The sequence below is a fragment of the Spirillospora sp. NPDC052242 genome (assembly GCF_040679555.1).
In the GTDB taxonomy this organism is placed as follows: Bacteria; Actinomycetota; Actinomycetes; order Streptosporangiales; family Streptosporangiaceae; genus Spirillospora.
Genome location: NZ_JBFAUZ010000003.1, coordinates 55,897 through 69,727, shown reverse-complemented (window position 1 = coordinate 69,727; position 13,831 = coordinate 55,897). Strand labels below are relative to the sequence as shown.

Below are 13,831 nucleotides of genomic sequence, written 5' to 3'. Positions count from 1 at the left end.
CCGCGGTTCCGGCGAGCCGCGGCCCTGGTAGCGGCCATCGTGATGTGAGGCGCGCCACGCGGGCCGCCCAGTCCCGCTCACCGGGAACCCGGTGCGCGCCCCTGCGGAAACGCCGGTCCCGCTCAGCGGAATGCTCTGGTGCCTCCGGCCGGGCGGATGAGAATCTGCGGCAACGCGAGCGAGGAGGACCCATGACGGCGATGGAGATCGTGCAGCGGCTGACCGGCCCCGGCGGCGAGTTCGAGCTCCGCGAGGAGGAGGTGCTGGGCACCCGGCTGCCGGTCTTCACCGGGCGGGCCCGCAACCTCGGCGCCGTCCTGGCCGCGTCCGCCGCGTACGGCGACCGCGACTACATCGTCACCGCGACCCGCCGCATCTCCTTCGCCGAGCACGCGGCGCGGGCCGCGTCGCTCGCCAAGGCCCTGCGGGACGACCACGGCGTGCGGCCCGGCGACCGCGTCGCGATCAACGCCGCGAACTCCCCCGAGTGGATCCTCGCGTTCTGGGCCGTGCTCGCCGCCGGGGGCATCGTCGTCGCCTACAACGCCTGGTGGACGCCCGCCGAGATCGAGTACGCGCTCGGCCACACCGAGCCCGTGCTGGTCATCGCCGACGCCGAGCGCGCGGCCCGCACCACCGGGGCGCGGGTGCTGACCGTCGAGGACGACGTCCCCGCGCTGGCCGCCCGGTACCCGGACGCGACCCTCGCCGCGCTGGGCGTCCCGGAGGCCGCCGAGGACGACCCGGCGGTCATCCTCTACACGAGCGGGACGTCGGGACGCCCGAAGGGGGCCGTGCACACGCACCGCAACCTCACCTCGGTGATCGAGTACCACCGGTTCAACGACGCGCTGATGCGCGCGATGGGCGTCCCCGGCGACCCCGCCGACCGCCGCTACCTGCTGGTCCTCCCGCTGTTCCACATCGCGAGCCTGCACAACCTGGCCGTCCCGCGGCTGGCCACCGGCTCCGCCGTGATCATGCACGAGGGCCGGTTCGACGTGGACGCCGTCCTCGGGCTGATCGAGCGCGAGCGCGTGACGAACTGGGGCGCGGTGCCGACGATGGCGCACCGGATCGTCGAGCACGGCGCCGCGACGAAGTACGACCTGTCGTCGCTGACCGCGTTCTCGCTGGCCACGGCCCCGTCGTCGCCCGCGTTCAAGGACCGGCTGCGGGCGGTGTTCCCGCCGGCGAAGGACGCCCTCGTCGACAGCTACGGGCTCACCGAGTCGTGCACCGGCGTCGCCACCGCGACGCCCGCCGACCTCGCCGAGGCCCCCGGGACGCTCGGCCGTCCGGTCATCGGCGTCCGGCTCGAGATCCGCGACCCGGACGGCAACGCGCTGCCGGAGGGCGTCGAGGGCGAGGTGTGCGTCCGCAGCGCCTACAACATGCTCGGCTACTGGAAGGACCCGGAGGCCACCGACCAGGCGATCCGCGCGGACCGGTGGCTGCACACCGGCGACATCGGCATGGTCGAGGGCGGGCGGCTGCGGCTCACCACCCGCCGCTCCGACCTGATCCTGCGCGGCGGCGAGAACGTGTACCCGGCGGAGATCGAGAACGTCCTCGCCGAGTTCCCGGGCGTGCGCGAGTGCGTCGTCCTCGGCGTCCCGCACGCCGACCTCGGCCAGGAGGTGATGGCCGTGGTCGTGTTCGCGGACGCCGTCCCGGCCGAGGACGAGGTCGCGGCGTTCGCCCGCGAGCGCCTCGCGTACTACAAGGTGCCGTCGCGGTGGCGCCTCACGACCGAGCCGCTGCCCCGGAACGCGACGGGCAAGGTCGTCCGGCGCGAGATCGAGACGTCCGGCTGAGCCCGGGGGTCAGCGCGCGTAGCGGGCGGGGGGCTCCCCGACCGCCGCGGTGAAGTCGCGGACGAGGTGCGCCTGGTCGTAGTAGCCCAGTTCCTCGGCCAGCGCGGCCCAGTCGACCGGGACGCCCCGGTCCGCGCGGGTCGCGGCCTCGTGCAGGCGCGCCCGCCGCAGCACCCACTTCGGGCTCGCCCCCACGTACTCGGCGAAGAGCCGCTGGAGCGTCCGGGGCGAGACGTGCAGCAGGTCGGCGGCCTGCCCGACGCGGAACACGGCCGGGGACGCGGTGAGCCGCTCGACCATCTCCGCGACCTCGGCGGCGACCGGGTCGGGGGCGGGCAGCCGGGGCAGCAGGAACTCCCCGGCCGCCTTCGCCATCAGGTCGGTGTCGGTCGTGCCGAGGATCTCCCGGTTCGCGTCGCCGACCTCGGGCCCGAAGAACTCCGCGGCCGGGAACCGGCCGTCGGCCAGCCCGATCACCGGCCGTCCGGCGAACGGCCGGAAGCACCCCGGCCGGAACTTCACGCCGAGGACCTGCCCCTCCCCCTCCAGCCGGCGGACGAACAGGTCGCGGTCGACGCCGTAGACCAGCGGCTCCGGCTCCTCGAACACCAGGTGGACGCTCGGGTGCGACAGCACCTTCGTGTCGTACGGCTCCGGCGTGCGCCACCGGACGTGCCAGTAGTGCTCCACGATCCCCCGCAGGCCCGCGCCGGGCGGCCGCCGCTGCAGGTCGACGATGGACGCCTGCCTGTGCGGGTACAGCACGCCCCGTCCGAACTCGCCCATGCGCCCAGGATATTGGCGCTTTTCTCCAAGAGACCGCCGCCCGCGCGCACCTAGGGTCGAACACATGAACGAAAAGGACATCGAGCGCTTCCACGCGTACATGAAGGAGTGCGCGGCCGAGGCCGCGCGCGTCGCGCGGGCCGTCGCCGCCGCCGGTCCGGACCGGCTCGGCGACCCGACCCCGTGCGCGGACTACGACCTGCGGACGCTGGTGAACCACTGGGTGCTCTACACCTCCCACGGCCTGGAGCACCGGGCGCTCCGCAAGCCGCTTCCCGAGGAACTGACCGAACGGGACTTCACCGCCGGCGCGTCGTGGGCCGAGGAGTACGCCGCCCAGCTCGACCGGGCCGTCGCCGCCTGGGCCGACCCGGCCGTGTGGGAGGGCGACGTGGACTTCGGCGGCGGCGCCGCGCCCGCCGTCGACGTCGCGTCCATGGTCATCAAGGAGATGGCCGTGCACGGGTGGGACGTCGCCCGCAGCGTCGGGGCGGAGATCCGCGTGTCGCCCGAAGCCGGGGAGTTCGTCCTCGGCGTCGTCGAGGAGCACGGCGACCTCTACCGGAAGTACGACGGGTTCGCCGACCCGGTGCCGGTGCCGGCGGACGCCCCCGCGTTCGAGCGCGCGCTCGGCGCGTCCGGCCGGGACCCGGGGTGGCGCGCCGCCTGACCGGGACGGGTCAGCGGGCGAGGTCGCGGCGGGTGAAGCGCCACGCGCCCACCGCCATGACCAGCAGCGTCACGGCGGCGAGGACGGCCGCGTCGGCCGGCCGGAAGCCGTTCTTCAGCGGCTCGCCGCCGATGTAGTAGTGGAACGGCGTCAGGTTCCGCAGCCACTCCGCGCCGATCTGCGGGGCGAACCCGTTGACCGCGTAGGAGGCGACGCCGATCCCCGCCGTGATGCCGAAGACCGGCGCCCGGCCCTTGCCCGTGGCCGCGCCGATGCCGGTGGCGAGGCCGCCGAACAGCAGCGTGAGCAGGGCGAGGTGCGCGGCCTGCGCCGCGAACCCGCCCGTGCCCACGGAGCCGAGGCCGGCGCCCGTCCGGACCGCGAGCAGCCCGGCGAGGACGGCCGCCGCGATCGCCACCGCGCCCGCGGCGAGCGCGGCGAACCGCTGGAGCAGCAGCCGGGTCCGGCCGACCGGGTGCGCGAGCAGCAGGTCCAGCTGCCCGCTCTCCTCGTCGGCGGAGATCATCCGGGCGCCGGTCGCGGCGCCGTAGAACGTCGCGAGCAGCGGGACGAGCAGGCCGAACACCGGGCCCTGCAGGTATCCGGCGGCCGAGGACAGGTCGTCCATGCCGAACCCGCTCATCGCGTCCGGCACCGTGGCGGCGGTGTCCGCCGTCATCTGCGGGTAGAACGCCGCGTACATCGTCGCGAGCAGGGCCGTGGCCAGGGCCCACACGGCGAAGACGCGCCGGTTGTCGTACAGGGTCTTGGAGAAGACCGAGCGGCTGAACGTGCCGGCCAGGGTGGTCATCGTCGTGCCTTTCAGGCCGCGGGGGCGGCTTCGCCCCGCGCGTAGTAGGTGTGGAAGAGCTCTTCGAGGTCCTGGGAGTCGGCGCGCAGCCCGACGACCGTGTGCCGGGCCGCCGCCTTGATGAGCGCGTCCGGTGATCCGTCGACGTCGCAGGTGAGGACCGTCCCGTCCACCCGGAGGCCGGTGACGCCGGGGAGCGCGAACTCGGCGGCGGGCACCGGGTCGGCGAACGTGATCCGGACCCGCAGGTACGAGCGGGCGCGCAGGTCGGCGACGGTGTCGAGGGCGACGAGCCGTCCCTCGCGGACGATCGCGACGCGGTCCGCGACGGCCTCCACCTCGCTCATGACGTGGCTCGACATGAACACCGTGCGGCCGTCCGCCCGCGCCTCGGCGACCATGTCGAGGAACGTCTGCTGCACCAGCGGGTCGAGGCCGGACGTGGGCTCGTCCAGGATCAGCAGCTCGGGCTCGTGCATGAACGCCTGGATCAGGCCGACCTTCTGCCGGTTGCCCTTCGACAGGCTCTTCACGCGGGCGCCGAGGTCCAGTTCGAGGCGGTCGGCGAGCGCGGTGATCCGCACGGCGGGGACGCCGCCGCGCAGGTTGCCGAGGAACGTCAGGCACTCGCCGGCCTTCTGCCGCCCGTCCACGACGAAGTCGCCCGCGAGGTAGCCGATGCGGCGGTGGAGCGCGACGGCGTCCGCGCGCGGGTCGAGGCCGAGGACGCGCGCCGTCCCGGACGTCGGGCGGATCAGGTCCAGCAGCAGGCGGATCGTCGTCGACTTTCCGGCGCCGTTCGGGCCGAGATAGCCGAAGACCTCCCCCGCGCGCACGCTCAGCGTCAGGTCGTCCAGGCCGCGCCGGGAGCCGTAGGTCTTGGTCAGCCGGTCGATGTCGATCACCGTGTCCATGCCGCCGACGATAGCATTGATTTCAGAAATTTCTGAAGATTCCAAGGTGTTAAGATTCCGTATGCACCGGAACGAAGAGGGGACGACCTTGGCGGACACGACGGAGGCGGCGGAACGGCTCGCCCTGGTCCTCACGCAGGGCGGCCTGCAGAAGTCGACCGCGCGGGTGCTGGCCGCGTTCATGTTCGCCGACGCCGACAGCGTCACCGCGGGCGAGCTCGCCGAGCGGCTCGGCATCAGCTCCGGCTCGGTGTCCGGCGCGATCAAGATGCTGTCGACCGTCGGGCTGATCGAGCGCGCGCCCGCGCCCGGCAGCCGCCGCGAGCACTACCGGATGCGCGAGGGCGCCTGGGCCACCCTCATGTCGTCGCAGAACGGCATGGTGCAGGCCATGTTCGAGGCCGCCGACCGGGGCATCGAGGCCGCCGGCGAGGACACCCCCGCCGCGCGCCGCCTGCACGAGATGCGCGACTTCTACGGGTACATGTTCCGCGAGCTGCCCGCGCTCATCGACCGCTGGCGCGCCGAACGCGACGGCTGATACCCGCCCCGCGCGGCACCGCCACCCGCGGAGCCAGACCGGAACCGGTACCCGCGCGGGACGACCGTCCGCCCCGGCCGCTCGTAGCGTGATGCTCCCCCGAGCGACAGGAGAACACCATGCTGCGCAAGGCGATCGCCGTCGCCGGCCTCGCCGGGCTGGTCGCGGCCGGGACCGCGGTGCCCGCCGCGGCCGGCGAGGACCGGCCCCGGCTCCGCCGGCTGCTGCACACCCTCACCGCGCGGGACGGGGCGCCCGGCGCGCTGGCCGCGATCCGGGACCGGCACGGACGCACCGTCCTCACCAGCGGCGTCGGAGACGTCCGGACCGGCGCGCCGATGCCGGAGCGGGGCCACTGGCGGGTCGGCAGCATCACCAAGACGTTCACCGCGACGACGGTGCTGCTGCTCGTCGAGGACGGCCTGATCGAGCTGGACGCGCCCGTCGAGCGGTACCTGCCCGGAACGGTGCGCGGCAACGGCAACGACGGGCGGAACATCACCGTCCGGCAGCTGCTCCAGCACACCGGCGGCCTGCCCGACTTCCTCGAGCACCTCGGCATCGGCCACGTCGTCGAGAACCCCCTCGAACAGCACGACCGCGGCGACCTGCTCGCCCTCGCGCTCGCCCACCCGCCGGAGTTCGCGCCCGGCACCGGCTGGTCCTACTCCAACACCGGCTACCTCCTCGCCGGGCTCATCGTCGAGAAGGTCACCGGCGACCCGCTCGCCGACGTGGTCGAGCGGCGCGTCCTCGACCCGCTGCGGCTGGACGACACCGGCGCACCCGGCGACGCGACCGGGCTGCCGTCGCCGCACCCCCGCGGGTACGTCCGGATGGACGGCACACTGCTCGACCGGACGCGGCTGAACACGTCCCCCGCCTGGGGCGGCGGCGACATCGTGTCGGACGCCTCCGACCTCAACCGGTTCTACGCCGCGCTGCTCGGCGGCCGGGTGCTGCGCCCCGAGACGCTGCGCGAGATGAAGCGGACGACCGAGGTCAGCCCGGAGTACGGCCTCGGCCTGCGGCGCTTCCCGAGGTCGTGCGGCGCGCCCGGCTGGGGGCACGCCGGCGACATCATCGGCTTCAGCACCCTCACCGGCGCGACCGGCGACGGCCGCACCGCGACCGTCATGGTGAACGTCAAGCCGGGCCTGAGCGACACCGGCGAGCAGCGCGTCAAGGACGCCTTCGACGCGGCCCTCTGCGACGACTAGCGGTCAGCGGGCGGTCTCGACGTCGTGCAGGACGCCGAGCGCGTCGGGGACGAGGACGGCCGCCGAGAAGTGGACGCCGACCAGGTACGAGCTGATCGCGCGGTCGTCGACGCCCTTGAACCGGACCGACAGCCCCGGCTCGCGCTCGTCCGGGATGCCGGTCTTGTGCAGGCCGATGACGCCCTGGTCGTCCTCGCCGGTGCGCATCGCGATGATCGAGCTGACCCCGGTGCGGCTCACCGGGATCTTGTCGCACGGCAGCAGCGGCACGTTCCGCCAGGCCGTCACCCGGGTGCCGTCCACCTCGGTCTGCGCCGGGTAGACGCCCTGGCGGGTGCACTCGCGCAGGAACGCCGCGATGCCCTTCGGGTGCGCGAGCAGCACGCGCGTCCCGCGCCGCCGCGCGAGCAGCTCGTCCAGGTCGGCGGGCGACGGCGGGCCGCTCCGGGTGGTGAGGCGCTGCCGGGGGTCGGCGTTGTGCAGGAGGCCGAAGTCCCGGTTGTTGACCATCTCGTGCTCCTGGCGCTCCCGCAGCGCCTCGATCGTCAGCCGGAGCTGCTGCTCCACCTGGTCCATCGGCCTGCTGTAGAGGTCCGCCACGCGGGTGTGCACCCGCAGCACCGTCTGCGCCAGGCTCAGCGGGTACTCGCGCGGCTCCGCCTCGTACTCGACGAACGTGCCGGGCAGCCGCGGCTCCCCCGCGTGCCCGGACGCGACGTCGACGGACGCCTCGCCGCGCTTGTTCACCGCCGGCGGGCCCGACTCCCGGAACCGTTCGAGCTGCTCCTGCAGCGCCGCCGAGTTCCGCGTCACCTCCGCGAACGCCTCCCGGGTCAGCGACAGCACCGTGCAGCCCGTCGCCGCCTTCGCCGTCGCGCCCCACACGGCGTCCTCGTCGGTGAGGGCCTCGGCGCCGAAGTACTCCCCGCCGGCCAGCGCGCCCAGCCGCGCGGGCGTCCCGTACGCGCCGTCGCCCAGCCGGACGACCTTCCCGTGCACGATCAGGTGGACCCGGTCGGCCGGGCGCCCCGCCTCCGCGATCACGTCGCCGGCCGCGTACTCCGACTGCACGCACCGTCCCGCGAGGACCTCCAGCACCCGCGCGTCCGCGAACCCCCGCAGCGGCGCCAGCTCCGCGAGCTCCGCCGGGATCACCCGCACCTGCGCGCCCGTGTTGACGAACGTCACCCGTCCGTCCGCCACCTGGTAGGCGAGCCGCCGGTTCACCCGGTACGTCCCGCCCGAGACCTGCACCCACGGCAGGACCCGCAGCAGCCAGCGGGACGAGACGCCCTGCATCTGCGGCCGCGTCTTGGTGGTCGTCGCGAGGTTCCGCGCGGCGTCCGTCCCCAGGCTGAGCCGCGTGCCGGTCCCACCGTTCGTCATCGGTCGCCCTCCGTCGCATCACGATGTGCCACCGAGAAGCTACGCTGCGCGTTCGCGGGGCCTCTATGGCCGACCGGGGCGGGCAGGCGCACCCGCGGGACACCCACATGTCACCGCGGGGACGGCCGTCAGGCGGACGCGGCGTCCGAGCACGGCACCTCCACGACCGCGACCGGTTCCCCGACCGGCTCGGGAGGCTCGGTGCGGCGGGTGCGGCGGCGGATCAGGAGCACCGCGGCGGCCAGGGCCGCGGCCAGGCCGAACAGGATCCAGGCGCCCCAGCCGAGGAGCTGCTCCAGGCGGGACGCCGAGGCGCCCGCGAACGCGCCGAGGCTGACGAACGCCGCGGACCAGAGCAGCGACCCGGCGAGCGACGCGAGCAGGAAGCGGCGGTACGGGACGTTCGCGACCCCGGCCGCCGCGGGCGTGAGCGTCCGGACGACCGGGACGAGCCGGGTGACGAACACGGCGGCGGCGCCGTACCGGCGGAGGGCCGCCGTGGCGCGGTCCCAGTGGCGGACGCCGAGGCGGCGCACCGCGCGGGTCTCCCGCATCCGCTCGCCGTTCGAGCGGCCGAGCCAGTACCCGACGTGGTCGCCCGCCGTCACCCCCAGCGCGACGACGAGCAGCATCAGCGGGTAGCGGGCCGGGTCGGCGGACGCGGCGCCGAGGATCACGACGGCGGTCTCCCCCGGGACGACCGATCCGACGCCCAGGCCGGACTCGGCGAACGCCAGCACCCCCGCCACCGCCAGCAGCAGCGGGAAGGGCAGGTCGCTCAGCCCTTGGACCCACTCCGTGATCCATTCCATTCATCCCATCGTCCGCGAAGCCGGGCTTGCCGGAATCCGCCGGGAAGATGATGTTCCGTCTCGGCCGGAAGGGTGACCGGCCTCGCCCGATCCCCGACCAAAGGCGGGGTCGCGGGCCCGCGTCACCCCCCTGCCGGACGAGTTCCCGGGTCCGCGGGCGGGCGCCCGGCGGCGGCGGCGCGTTCGAGGAGGAGGGGGCCGAGGACGCGCGTCGCGGGGCCGATGCGGCCGCCGGGGCCGGGGCGCTGGTCGGTGTTGTCCACGGTGAGCGGCTCCCCGCAGTGCGCGCAGGCGAGGACGGGCGCGGTGTCGTGCCCGCAGTCGCGGTGATGGACGCGCGCGGGCGGGCCCGCCTCGCCCGCGTACCAGCGGTCGCCCCAGTTCATCAGCGCCAGCAGGACCGGGTAGAGCTCCTTGCCCTTCTCGGTCGGCCGGTAGTGCGCGCGGGGCGGGTGGTCCTGGTACTGCTCGCGGGTCAGGACGTCCTCCTCGACGAGGCGCGCGAGGCGTGCGGCGAGGACCTTGCGGGAGATGCCGAGGTCGCGGGCGAGGTCGTCGAACCGGGTGATCCCGATCAGGACGTCGCGCATGATCAGCGCGGTCCAGGCGTCCCCGAACAGGTCGGTCGCGCGGGCGATCGAGCAGGCCGCGTCGGACAGCGGGGTGCGGGTCATGCCCCGCAGGCTACCCGAAGTTCCCTGAGGGAACTCAGTGAGTATCCTGAGGGAACTCACGATCGAGAGGACGTCCGGCATGGGAACCGCACCGCTCATCGAACTCGACTCGACCCGCCCCGGGGCCGTCGACGGGCGCCGCCTGCGCGCCGTCGCCTTCCAGGACGTGCGCATGGCCTACCTCGCGAAGCACGGGCTCGCCCGGGGCCGCGCGCTCGTCCTCGGCGGCGGCACCGGCGAGTTGCCGCGCGGCATGGCGCGCGCCGGCATGGACGTGACGTCGCTCGACCCGTCCCCGGCCGCGACCCGCATCGCCGAGGCCGCCGCCGGGGACCTGACCGTCGTGCACCGCACCGCGCGCGCCGAGGACTTCGACGTGCCCCCCGCGTCCTTCGACCTCGTGTACGCGGCCGACACCTTCGAGATCACCGGCGACCTCGGCCGCGTCGTCGAACTGGCCGCCCGCGCCCTCCGGCCCGGGGGCGCGCTCGCGTACGACACCGTGAACCGGACCGTCCCGGCGAAGCTCGTCTACCTCGGCGCCTTCCAGCGCCTGCCGTGGACCCGCATCATGCCGCCCGGCCGCTACGCGAGCGCCCGGCTGCGGCGCCCGTCCGACGTCGCCGCCGTCCTGTCCCGGCACGGCCTGCATCCCGAGGACGTCTGCGGCTTCAAGCCCGCGAGCGCCGTCGGCCTCGTGCGCACGGTGCTGGCCCGCCGCCGCGGCGCCGTCGGCGACGACGAGGGCGCGGCGATGGCCGGGTTCGTCCTGGACCCGGACGGCCCGCCGGTCGTCACCTACCTCGGCCACGCCCGCAAGCGCGCCTGACGGTCACCGGCGGCGGCCGAGCGCCTTGGCCCGGCCGTGCGCCCAGCCCGCGAGCAGGATCCCGGCGAGGGTCGCGGCGAGGTAGGCGGTCAGGGCCGCCGGGAACCCGCCGGGCAGCCCGCCCAGCAAACCCGCCTCGTCGCGGTCGGCGAGCAGGCGGATCGCCCCCTGGGCACCGAGGACGAGGAGGAGCATCCCGGCGATCTGCAGCACGTCGAACTTCATCGGAACCCCCTGGTGGCACGGGACGCGAGCCGCGCCCACGGTTACAATGCACCTGCATGGTAACCGGCGGGGAGAGCGGTCGCAATGCGCGTGCATTGCGAAAACGGGAGGGCGCGTGCCGAAGGTCGTCGATCACGAGGAGCGCAGGGGGCGGCTCGCGGAGGCGGTGTGGTCGCTGACGGTCCGCGGCGGGCTGGAGAGCGTGACGCTGCGGCGGGTCGCCGCCGAGGCCGGCGTCTCCATGGGGCAGGTCCAGCACTACTACGCGACGCGGGCGGACCTCGTCGCGGACGCGGTCGCCCGCGCGGTCCGGGCGCTCGACGCCCGCATCGAGGCGTCGATCCGGGCGGCGGGCGCCGAGGGCGACCCGGAGACGATCCTGCGCAAGTGCCTCTACGCGATCCTCGCCCGCGACGAGGAGGGCCTGCGGCTGCTGCGGCTGTCCGTCGCGGTGCTCGGGCAGGCGGTGTCCGACCCGGCCATGGCCGCCGTGCTCGCGCCCGGCGACGACGCGCTGCTGTCGTTCACGGCGGGCCTCATCGCCGCCGCCCGCGCCGCCCGCGGCGCCCCGGCCCGCGGCGACGACCGCGTCGCCGCCGACATCTGCTGGACGCTCGCCACCGGCCTCGGCGTCGACGTCGCGCTGGGCCACCGCTCCCCCGACGCCGCCAAGGCGGTGCTCGACCACCACATCGACACCGTCCTCACCCAGCCCGGCTGACCGCGCCCGCCGCGGGCCGGCGCCCGCCGATGCCGAGCCGGCGTGCGGCCCGGGTCATGAGCCGGGACATCCCCGTCCGGGGCCCTGCCCCGGACGGGCCGGGCGCCGCCGCTACGAACTGCGGTGGCGGGCGTGTTCGGCGGCGCCGTTCCCCGTGATGAGCCACAGGGTGGTGAGGTCGTCGATGAGGGTGTCGAGGGGCACGTCGAGGGTGCCGTTGACCCAGGCGAGGATGGTCTCGGCGGTGCCTCCGACGACGAACGGGGGCGCGACGCGGGCGAGGCTGTCGACCGCGAGTTCGACGCCGTGGATGGTGCGGGCGTGATCGAGGAGGATCCGGGTCAGGCCCTGCACGACGGCGGTGCGGTGCCGCAGGACCTCCGGCGGCCCGGCGGTGGCGCCGAACAGGACCCGGGCCTTGCGGGGGTCGTCGGCCAGAGCGTGCACGACGGCGCCGATGCTGGCGTGGGCCTGGTCGCGCAGCGGGCGGTCGGCGGATGCGGCGAAGGCGGTGACGGCGGCGTGGCCGACCTCCTCGGCGATCCGGTCGAGCGCGGCCGAGGCGAGCTCGTCGAGGCTGGTGAAGCTCTCGTAGAAGTAGCGCTTGTTGAGCCCGGCCGCGGTGCACAGGTGGGCGACGGTCGCCGACCGCCATTCACCGGCCGCCATGGAGGTGAGGGCCGCGTCGATGAGCCGCAGACGCCGTTCGGTCTTGCGTTCGTCCCCGGACCGCCCCCCGTAGGCGCGCGGCCGAGCCGTCTCGTATGCCACGTGGTCCATGCTCGCATCCGGCGGGCTCGGCCTTGACAGCTCCGGATCCTTATCTGGTACAAAAAAGTACCAGATAAGGACTTGGAGGTTCGCATGACCGCTGGACGTGTCCCCGCCGCCGTGCCCCGCCCGGGCGGCGCGGCCGTGGCGTCGGGTGATCCGCTGCTGGACGAGTTGCGGGGGCTCGCGGCCGACTCGCCGTCCCGTGCCCGCGTCGCGGGATGGGACTACCTGCGGGAACTGTCGCGCAAGGACGACAGGGCCGCGATCTCCGCGCTGTTCTCCCGCGGCCTTCCCCCAGGAGAGATCGATGGGAAGCTGGAAGGGCTCATCGTGGGCCGGCTGTTCGGAGTGCCGGAGGCCGCGCTCGCGAACCCGCTCATCGCGATCAACCCGACCTGGACGGGCAAGACCTTCGACGCGGCGTCCGGGAAGGGCTTCAACCGGCTGGTCCCGCTGGCCCGGTACGCGATGCGGGTGGTCGCCCCCGCCTACGGCGGGCTGCGCAGGGTCGGCGACGCGATGGAGGGGTTCGATTTCACCTACGCGCCGGGCACCGGACTGATCGAGCCCCGCATCCCCGTCGTGGCGCTGGACTACGGCGTCCCGGAGTACCGCAACCCCGGCGTGCGCACGTTCCCGATCAAACGCACCCGCGACGAGATCGTCGAGCTGCTGCCGGGCCTGTATCTGGGCCGTGCGCTGCTGACGATGCGCGGCGGCGAGATCCGCACCATCGCCCACTTCGCACTGCGCGAGCCGGTCGCCGGGCTGCGGGCATGATCGCCCTGAACGGCGCGGTCGTGTGCGTGACCGGCGGCGCCCGGGGGATCGGCCGCGCCACCGCCGCCCTGCTGGCCGCGGAGGGCGCCCGGGTGTGGATCGGTGACGTGGACGCCGACGCGACCGCCGCGACCGCCTCCGACCTCGGCGTCACCGGCCGCCACCTGGACGTCACCGACCCGTCGTCCTTCCGTGCCTTCCTGGACGCCGCCCGCACCGACGGGCCGATCGACATGCTGGTCAACAATGCCGGGATCATGCGGCTGGGGCCCTTCACCGACCAGGCGCTGGCCGGCCACCACCGCGAGATCGCCGTCAATCTGACCGGGGTCGTCAACGGTGTGCATCTCGCCCTGCCCGCGATGACCGCGCGCGGGCGCGGCCACATCGTGAACGTGGCGTCCATGGCGGGCAAGGTGACCACTCCGGGGATCGCGGTCTACTGCGCCACCAAGGTCGCGGTGGTGGCGCTGTCACGGGCGGTGCGCGCAGAACTGCGCGGTACCGGGGTCACCCTCACCACGATCCTGCCCGCGGCGACCCGGACCGAACTGACCGCGGGCGTGTCCCTGGATCTGCAGCCGATCCTGGCCCCCGAGGACGTCGCCGAAGCGATCGTCGCCAGCGCCCGGCACCGCCGCCGCGAGGTCACCGTGCCGCGCTGGCTAGCCCCCGTCGGCGTGCTCGAGCAGGCCCTCCCCGAACCCGCTCTGGAGACCCTCAAACGGGTCGTCACCCGCCACCGTCCACCCGGTGACCACGACGCGGACCTGCGCAAGCCCTACCTCGACCGCGCCGGGCCCTGACCGGCCGACCGCCCGGCCGGGACGGACGGCCGGCTGCCCGACCGCCGATGGAGCACGGCCCGACC

General features: G+C 74.5%; 16 protein-coding genes. 8 read left to right on the top strand and 8 right to left on the bottom strand.

Annotated elements, in window-relative coordinates; translation table 11 throughout:
• The first annotated feature begins 191 nt into the window (after nt 1–191).
• A complete protein-coding gene (gene casG / locus AB0L25_RS03565; RefSeq protein WP_500168230.1) occupies nt 192–1,817 on the top strand; it encodes a steroid-24-oyl-CoA synthetase in 1,626 nt (541 codons plus the stop codon).
• A 9-nt stretch (nt 1,818–1,826) separates the two neighbouring features.
• On the opposite strand, the gene AB0L25_RS03560 is transcribed toward casG, so the two are convergent.
• A complete protein-coding gene (locus tag AB0L25_RS03560) occupies nt 1,827–2,603 on the bottom strand; it encodes an AraC family transcriptional regulator (RefSeq protein WP_500168228.1) in 777 nt (258 codons plus the stop codon).
• A gap of 64 nt (nt 2,604–2,667) precedes the next feature.
• Between AB0L25_RS03560 and AB0L25_RS03555 the strand changes: the two genes are divergently transcribed.
• The gene (locus tag AB0L25_RS03555; protein ID WP_500168226.1) at nt 2,668–3,273 is read left to right on the top strand and encodes a TIGR03086 family metal-binding protein; all 606 of its coding nucleotides are present in this window, start codon (nt 2,668–2,670) and stop codon (nt 3,271–3,273) included.
• A 10-nt stretch (nt 3,274–3,283) separates the two neighbouring features.
• Here AB0L25_RS03555 and AB0L25_RS03550 read toward each other — a convergent pair whose 3' ends face one another.
• Nucleotides 3,284–4,084 carry an ABC transporter permease subunit gene (locus tag AB0L25_RS03550; protein ID WP_500168225.1) on the bottom strand — a complete coding sequence of 267 codons (801 nt, stop codon included), beginning with the start codon at nt 4,082–4,084 and terminating at the stop codon, nt 3,284–3,286.
• An 11-nt stretch (nt 4,085–4,095) separates the two neighbouring features.
• Nucleotides 4,096–4,998 carry an ABC transporter ATP-binding protein gene (locus AB0L25_RS03545; RefSeq protein WP_500168223.1) on the bottom strand — a complete coding sequence of 301 codons (903 nt, stop codon included), beginning with the start codon at nt 4,996–4,998 and terminating at the stop codon, nt 4,096–4,098.
• 88 nt (nt 4,999–5,086) lie between these two features.
• Here AB0L25_RS03545 and AB0L25_RS03540 point away from each other — a divergent pair, with 88 nt between their 5' ends.
• Together AB0L25_RS03540 and AB0L25_RS03535 are read left to right on the top strand one after the other, a co-directional pair.
• The gene (locus tag AB0L25_RS03540; protein ID WP_500168221.1) at nt 5,087–5,539 is read left to right on the top strand and encodes a GbsR/MarR family transcriptional regulator; all 453 of its coding nucleotides are present in this window, start codon (nt 5,087–5,089) and stop codon (nt 5,537–5,539) included.
• 119 nt (nt 5,540–5,658) lie between these two features.
• Nucleotides 5,659–6,759, top strand: a complete 1,101-nt coding sequence (locus tag AB0L25_RS03535) for a serine hydrolase domain-containing protein (protein ID WP_500168219.1) — start codon at nt 5,659–5,661, stop codon at nt 6,757–6,759.
• Between the two features lie 3 nt (nt 6,760–6,762).
• On the opposite strand, the gene AB0L25_RS03530 is transcribed toward AB0L25_RS03535, so the two are convergent.
• The 3 genes from AB0L25_RS03530 to AB0L25_RS03520 form a co-directional block, all read right to left on the bottom strand.
• A complete protein-coding gene (locus tag AB0L25_RS03530) occupies nt 6,763–8,145 on the bottom strand; it encodes a family 2B encapsulin nanocompartment shell protein (RefSeq protein ID WP_500168218.1) in 1,383 nt (460 codons plus the stop codon).
• 128 nt (nt 8,146–8,273) lie between these two features.
• Nucleotides 8,274–8,957, bottom strand: coding sequence for a DedA family protein (locus AB0L25_RS03525; protein WP_500168216.1), 684 nt, complete (start codon nt 8,955–8,957; stop codon nt 8,274–8,276).
• 122 nt (nt 8,958–9,079) lie between these two features.
• The gene (locus AB0L25_RS03520) at nt 9,080–9,631 is read right to left on the bottom strand and encodes a winged helix-turn-helix transcriptional regulator (RefSeq protein WP_500168214.1); all 552 of its coding nucleotides are present in this window, start codon (nt 9,629–9,631) and stop codon (nt 9,080–9,082) included.
• A 79-nt stretch (nt 9,632–9,710) separates the two neighbouring features.
• On the opposite strand from AB0L25_RS03520, the gene AB0L25_RS03515 reads away from it, so the two are divergent.
• Complete coding sequence (locus tag AB0L25_RS03515) at nt 9,711–10,460, top strand: class I SAM-dependent methyltransferase (RefSeq protein ID WP_500168213.1); 750 nt, start codon at nt 9,711–9,713, stop codon at nt 10,458–10,460.
• Nucleotides 10,461–10,463: 3 nt separating this feature from the next.
• Here AB0L25_RS03515 and AB0L25_RS03510 read toward each other — a convergent pair whose 3' ends face one another.
• Nucleotides 10,464–10,685 carry a hypothetical protein gene (locus AB0L25_RS03510; protein WP_500168211.1) on the bottom strand — a complete coding sequence of 74 codons (222 nt, stop codon included), beginning with the start codon at nt 10,683–10,685 and terminating at the stop codon, nt 10,464–10,466.
• Between the two features lie 115 nt (nt 10,686–10,800).
• On the opposite strand from AB0L25_RS03510, the gene AB0L25_RS03505 reads away from it, so the two are divergent.
• Nucleotides 10,801–11,406, top strand: a complete 606-nt coding sequence (locus tag AB0L25_RS03505) for a TetR/AcrR family transcriptional regulator (protein WP_500168209.1) — start codon at nt 10,801–10,803, stop codon at nt 11,404–11,406.
• A gap of 111 nt (nt 11,407–11,517) precedes the next feature.
• Here AB0L25_RS03505 and AB0L25_RS03500 read toward each other — a convergent pair whose 3' ends face one another.
• Nucleotides 11,518–12,186, bottom strand: a complete 669-nt coding sequence (locus AB0L25_RS03500; protein WP_500168208.1) for a TetR/AcrR family transcriptional regulator — start codon at nt 12,184–12,186, stop codon at nt 11,518–11,520.
• An 84-nt stretch (nt 12,187–12,270) separates the two neighbouring features.
• Here AB0L25_RS03500 and AB0L25_RS03495 point away from each other — a divergent pair, with 84 nt between their 5' ends.
• Nucleotides 12,271–12,960: a hypothetical protein gene (locus tag AB0L25_RS03495; protein ID WP_500168206.1), complete on the top strand. Its 690-nt coding sequence runs from the start codon at nt 12,271–12,273 to the stop codon at nt 12,958–12,960.
• Nucleotides 12,957–13,766: an SDR family oxidoreductase gene (locus AB0L25_RS03490; protein WP_500168204.1), complete on the top strand. Its 810-nt coding sequence runs from the start codon at nt 12,957–12,959 to the stop codon at nt 13,764–13,766. Before AB0L25_RS03495 ends, AB0L25_RS03490 begins: the two co-directional genes overlap by 4 nt.
• Nucleotides 13,767–13,831 lie beyond the last annotated feature (65 nt).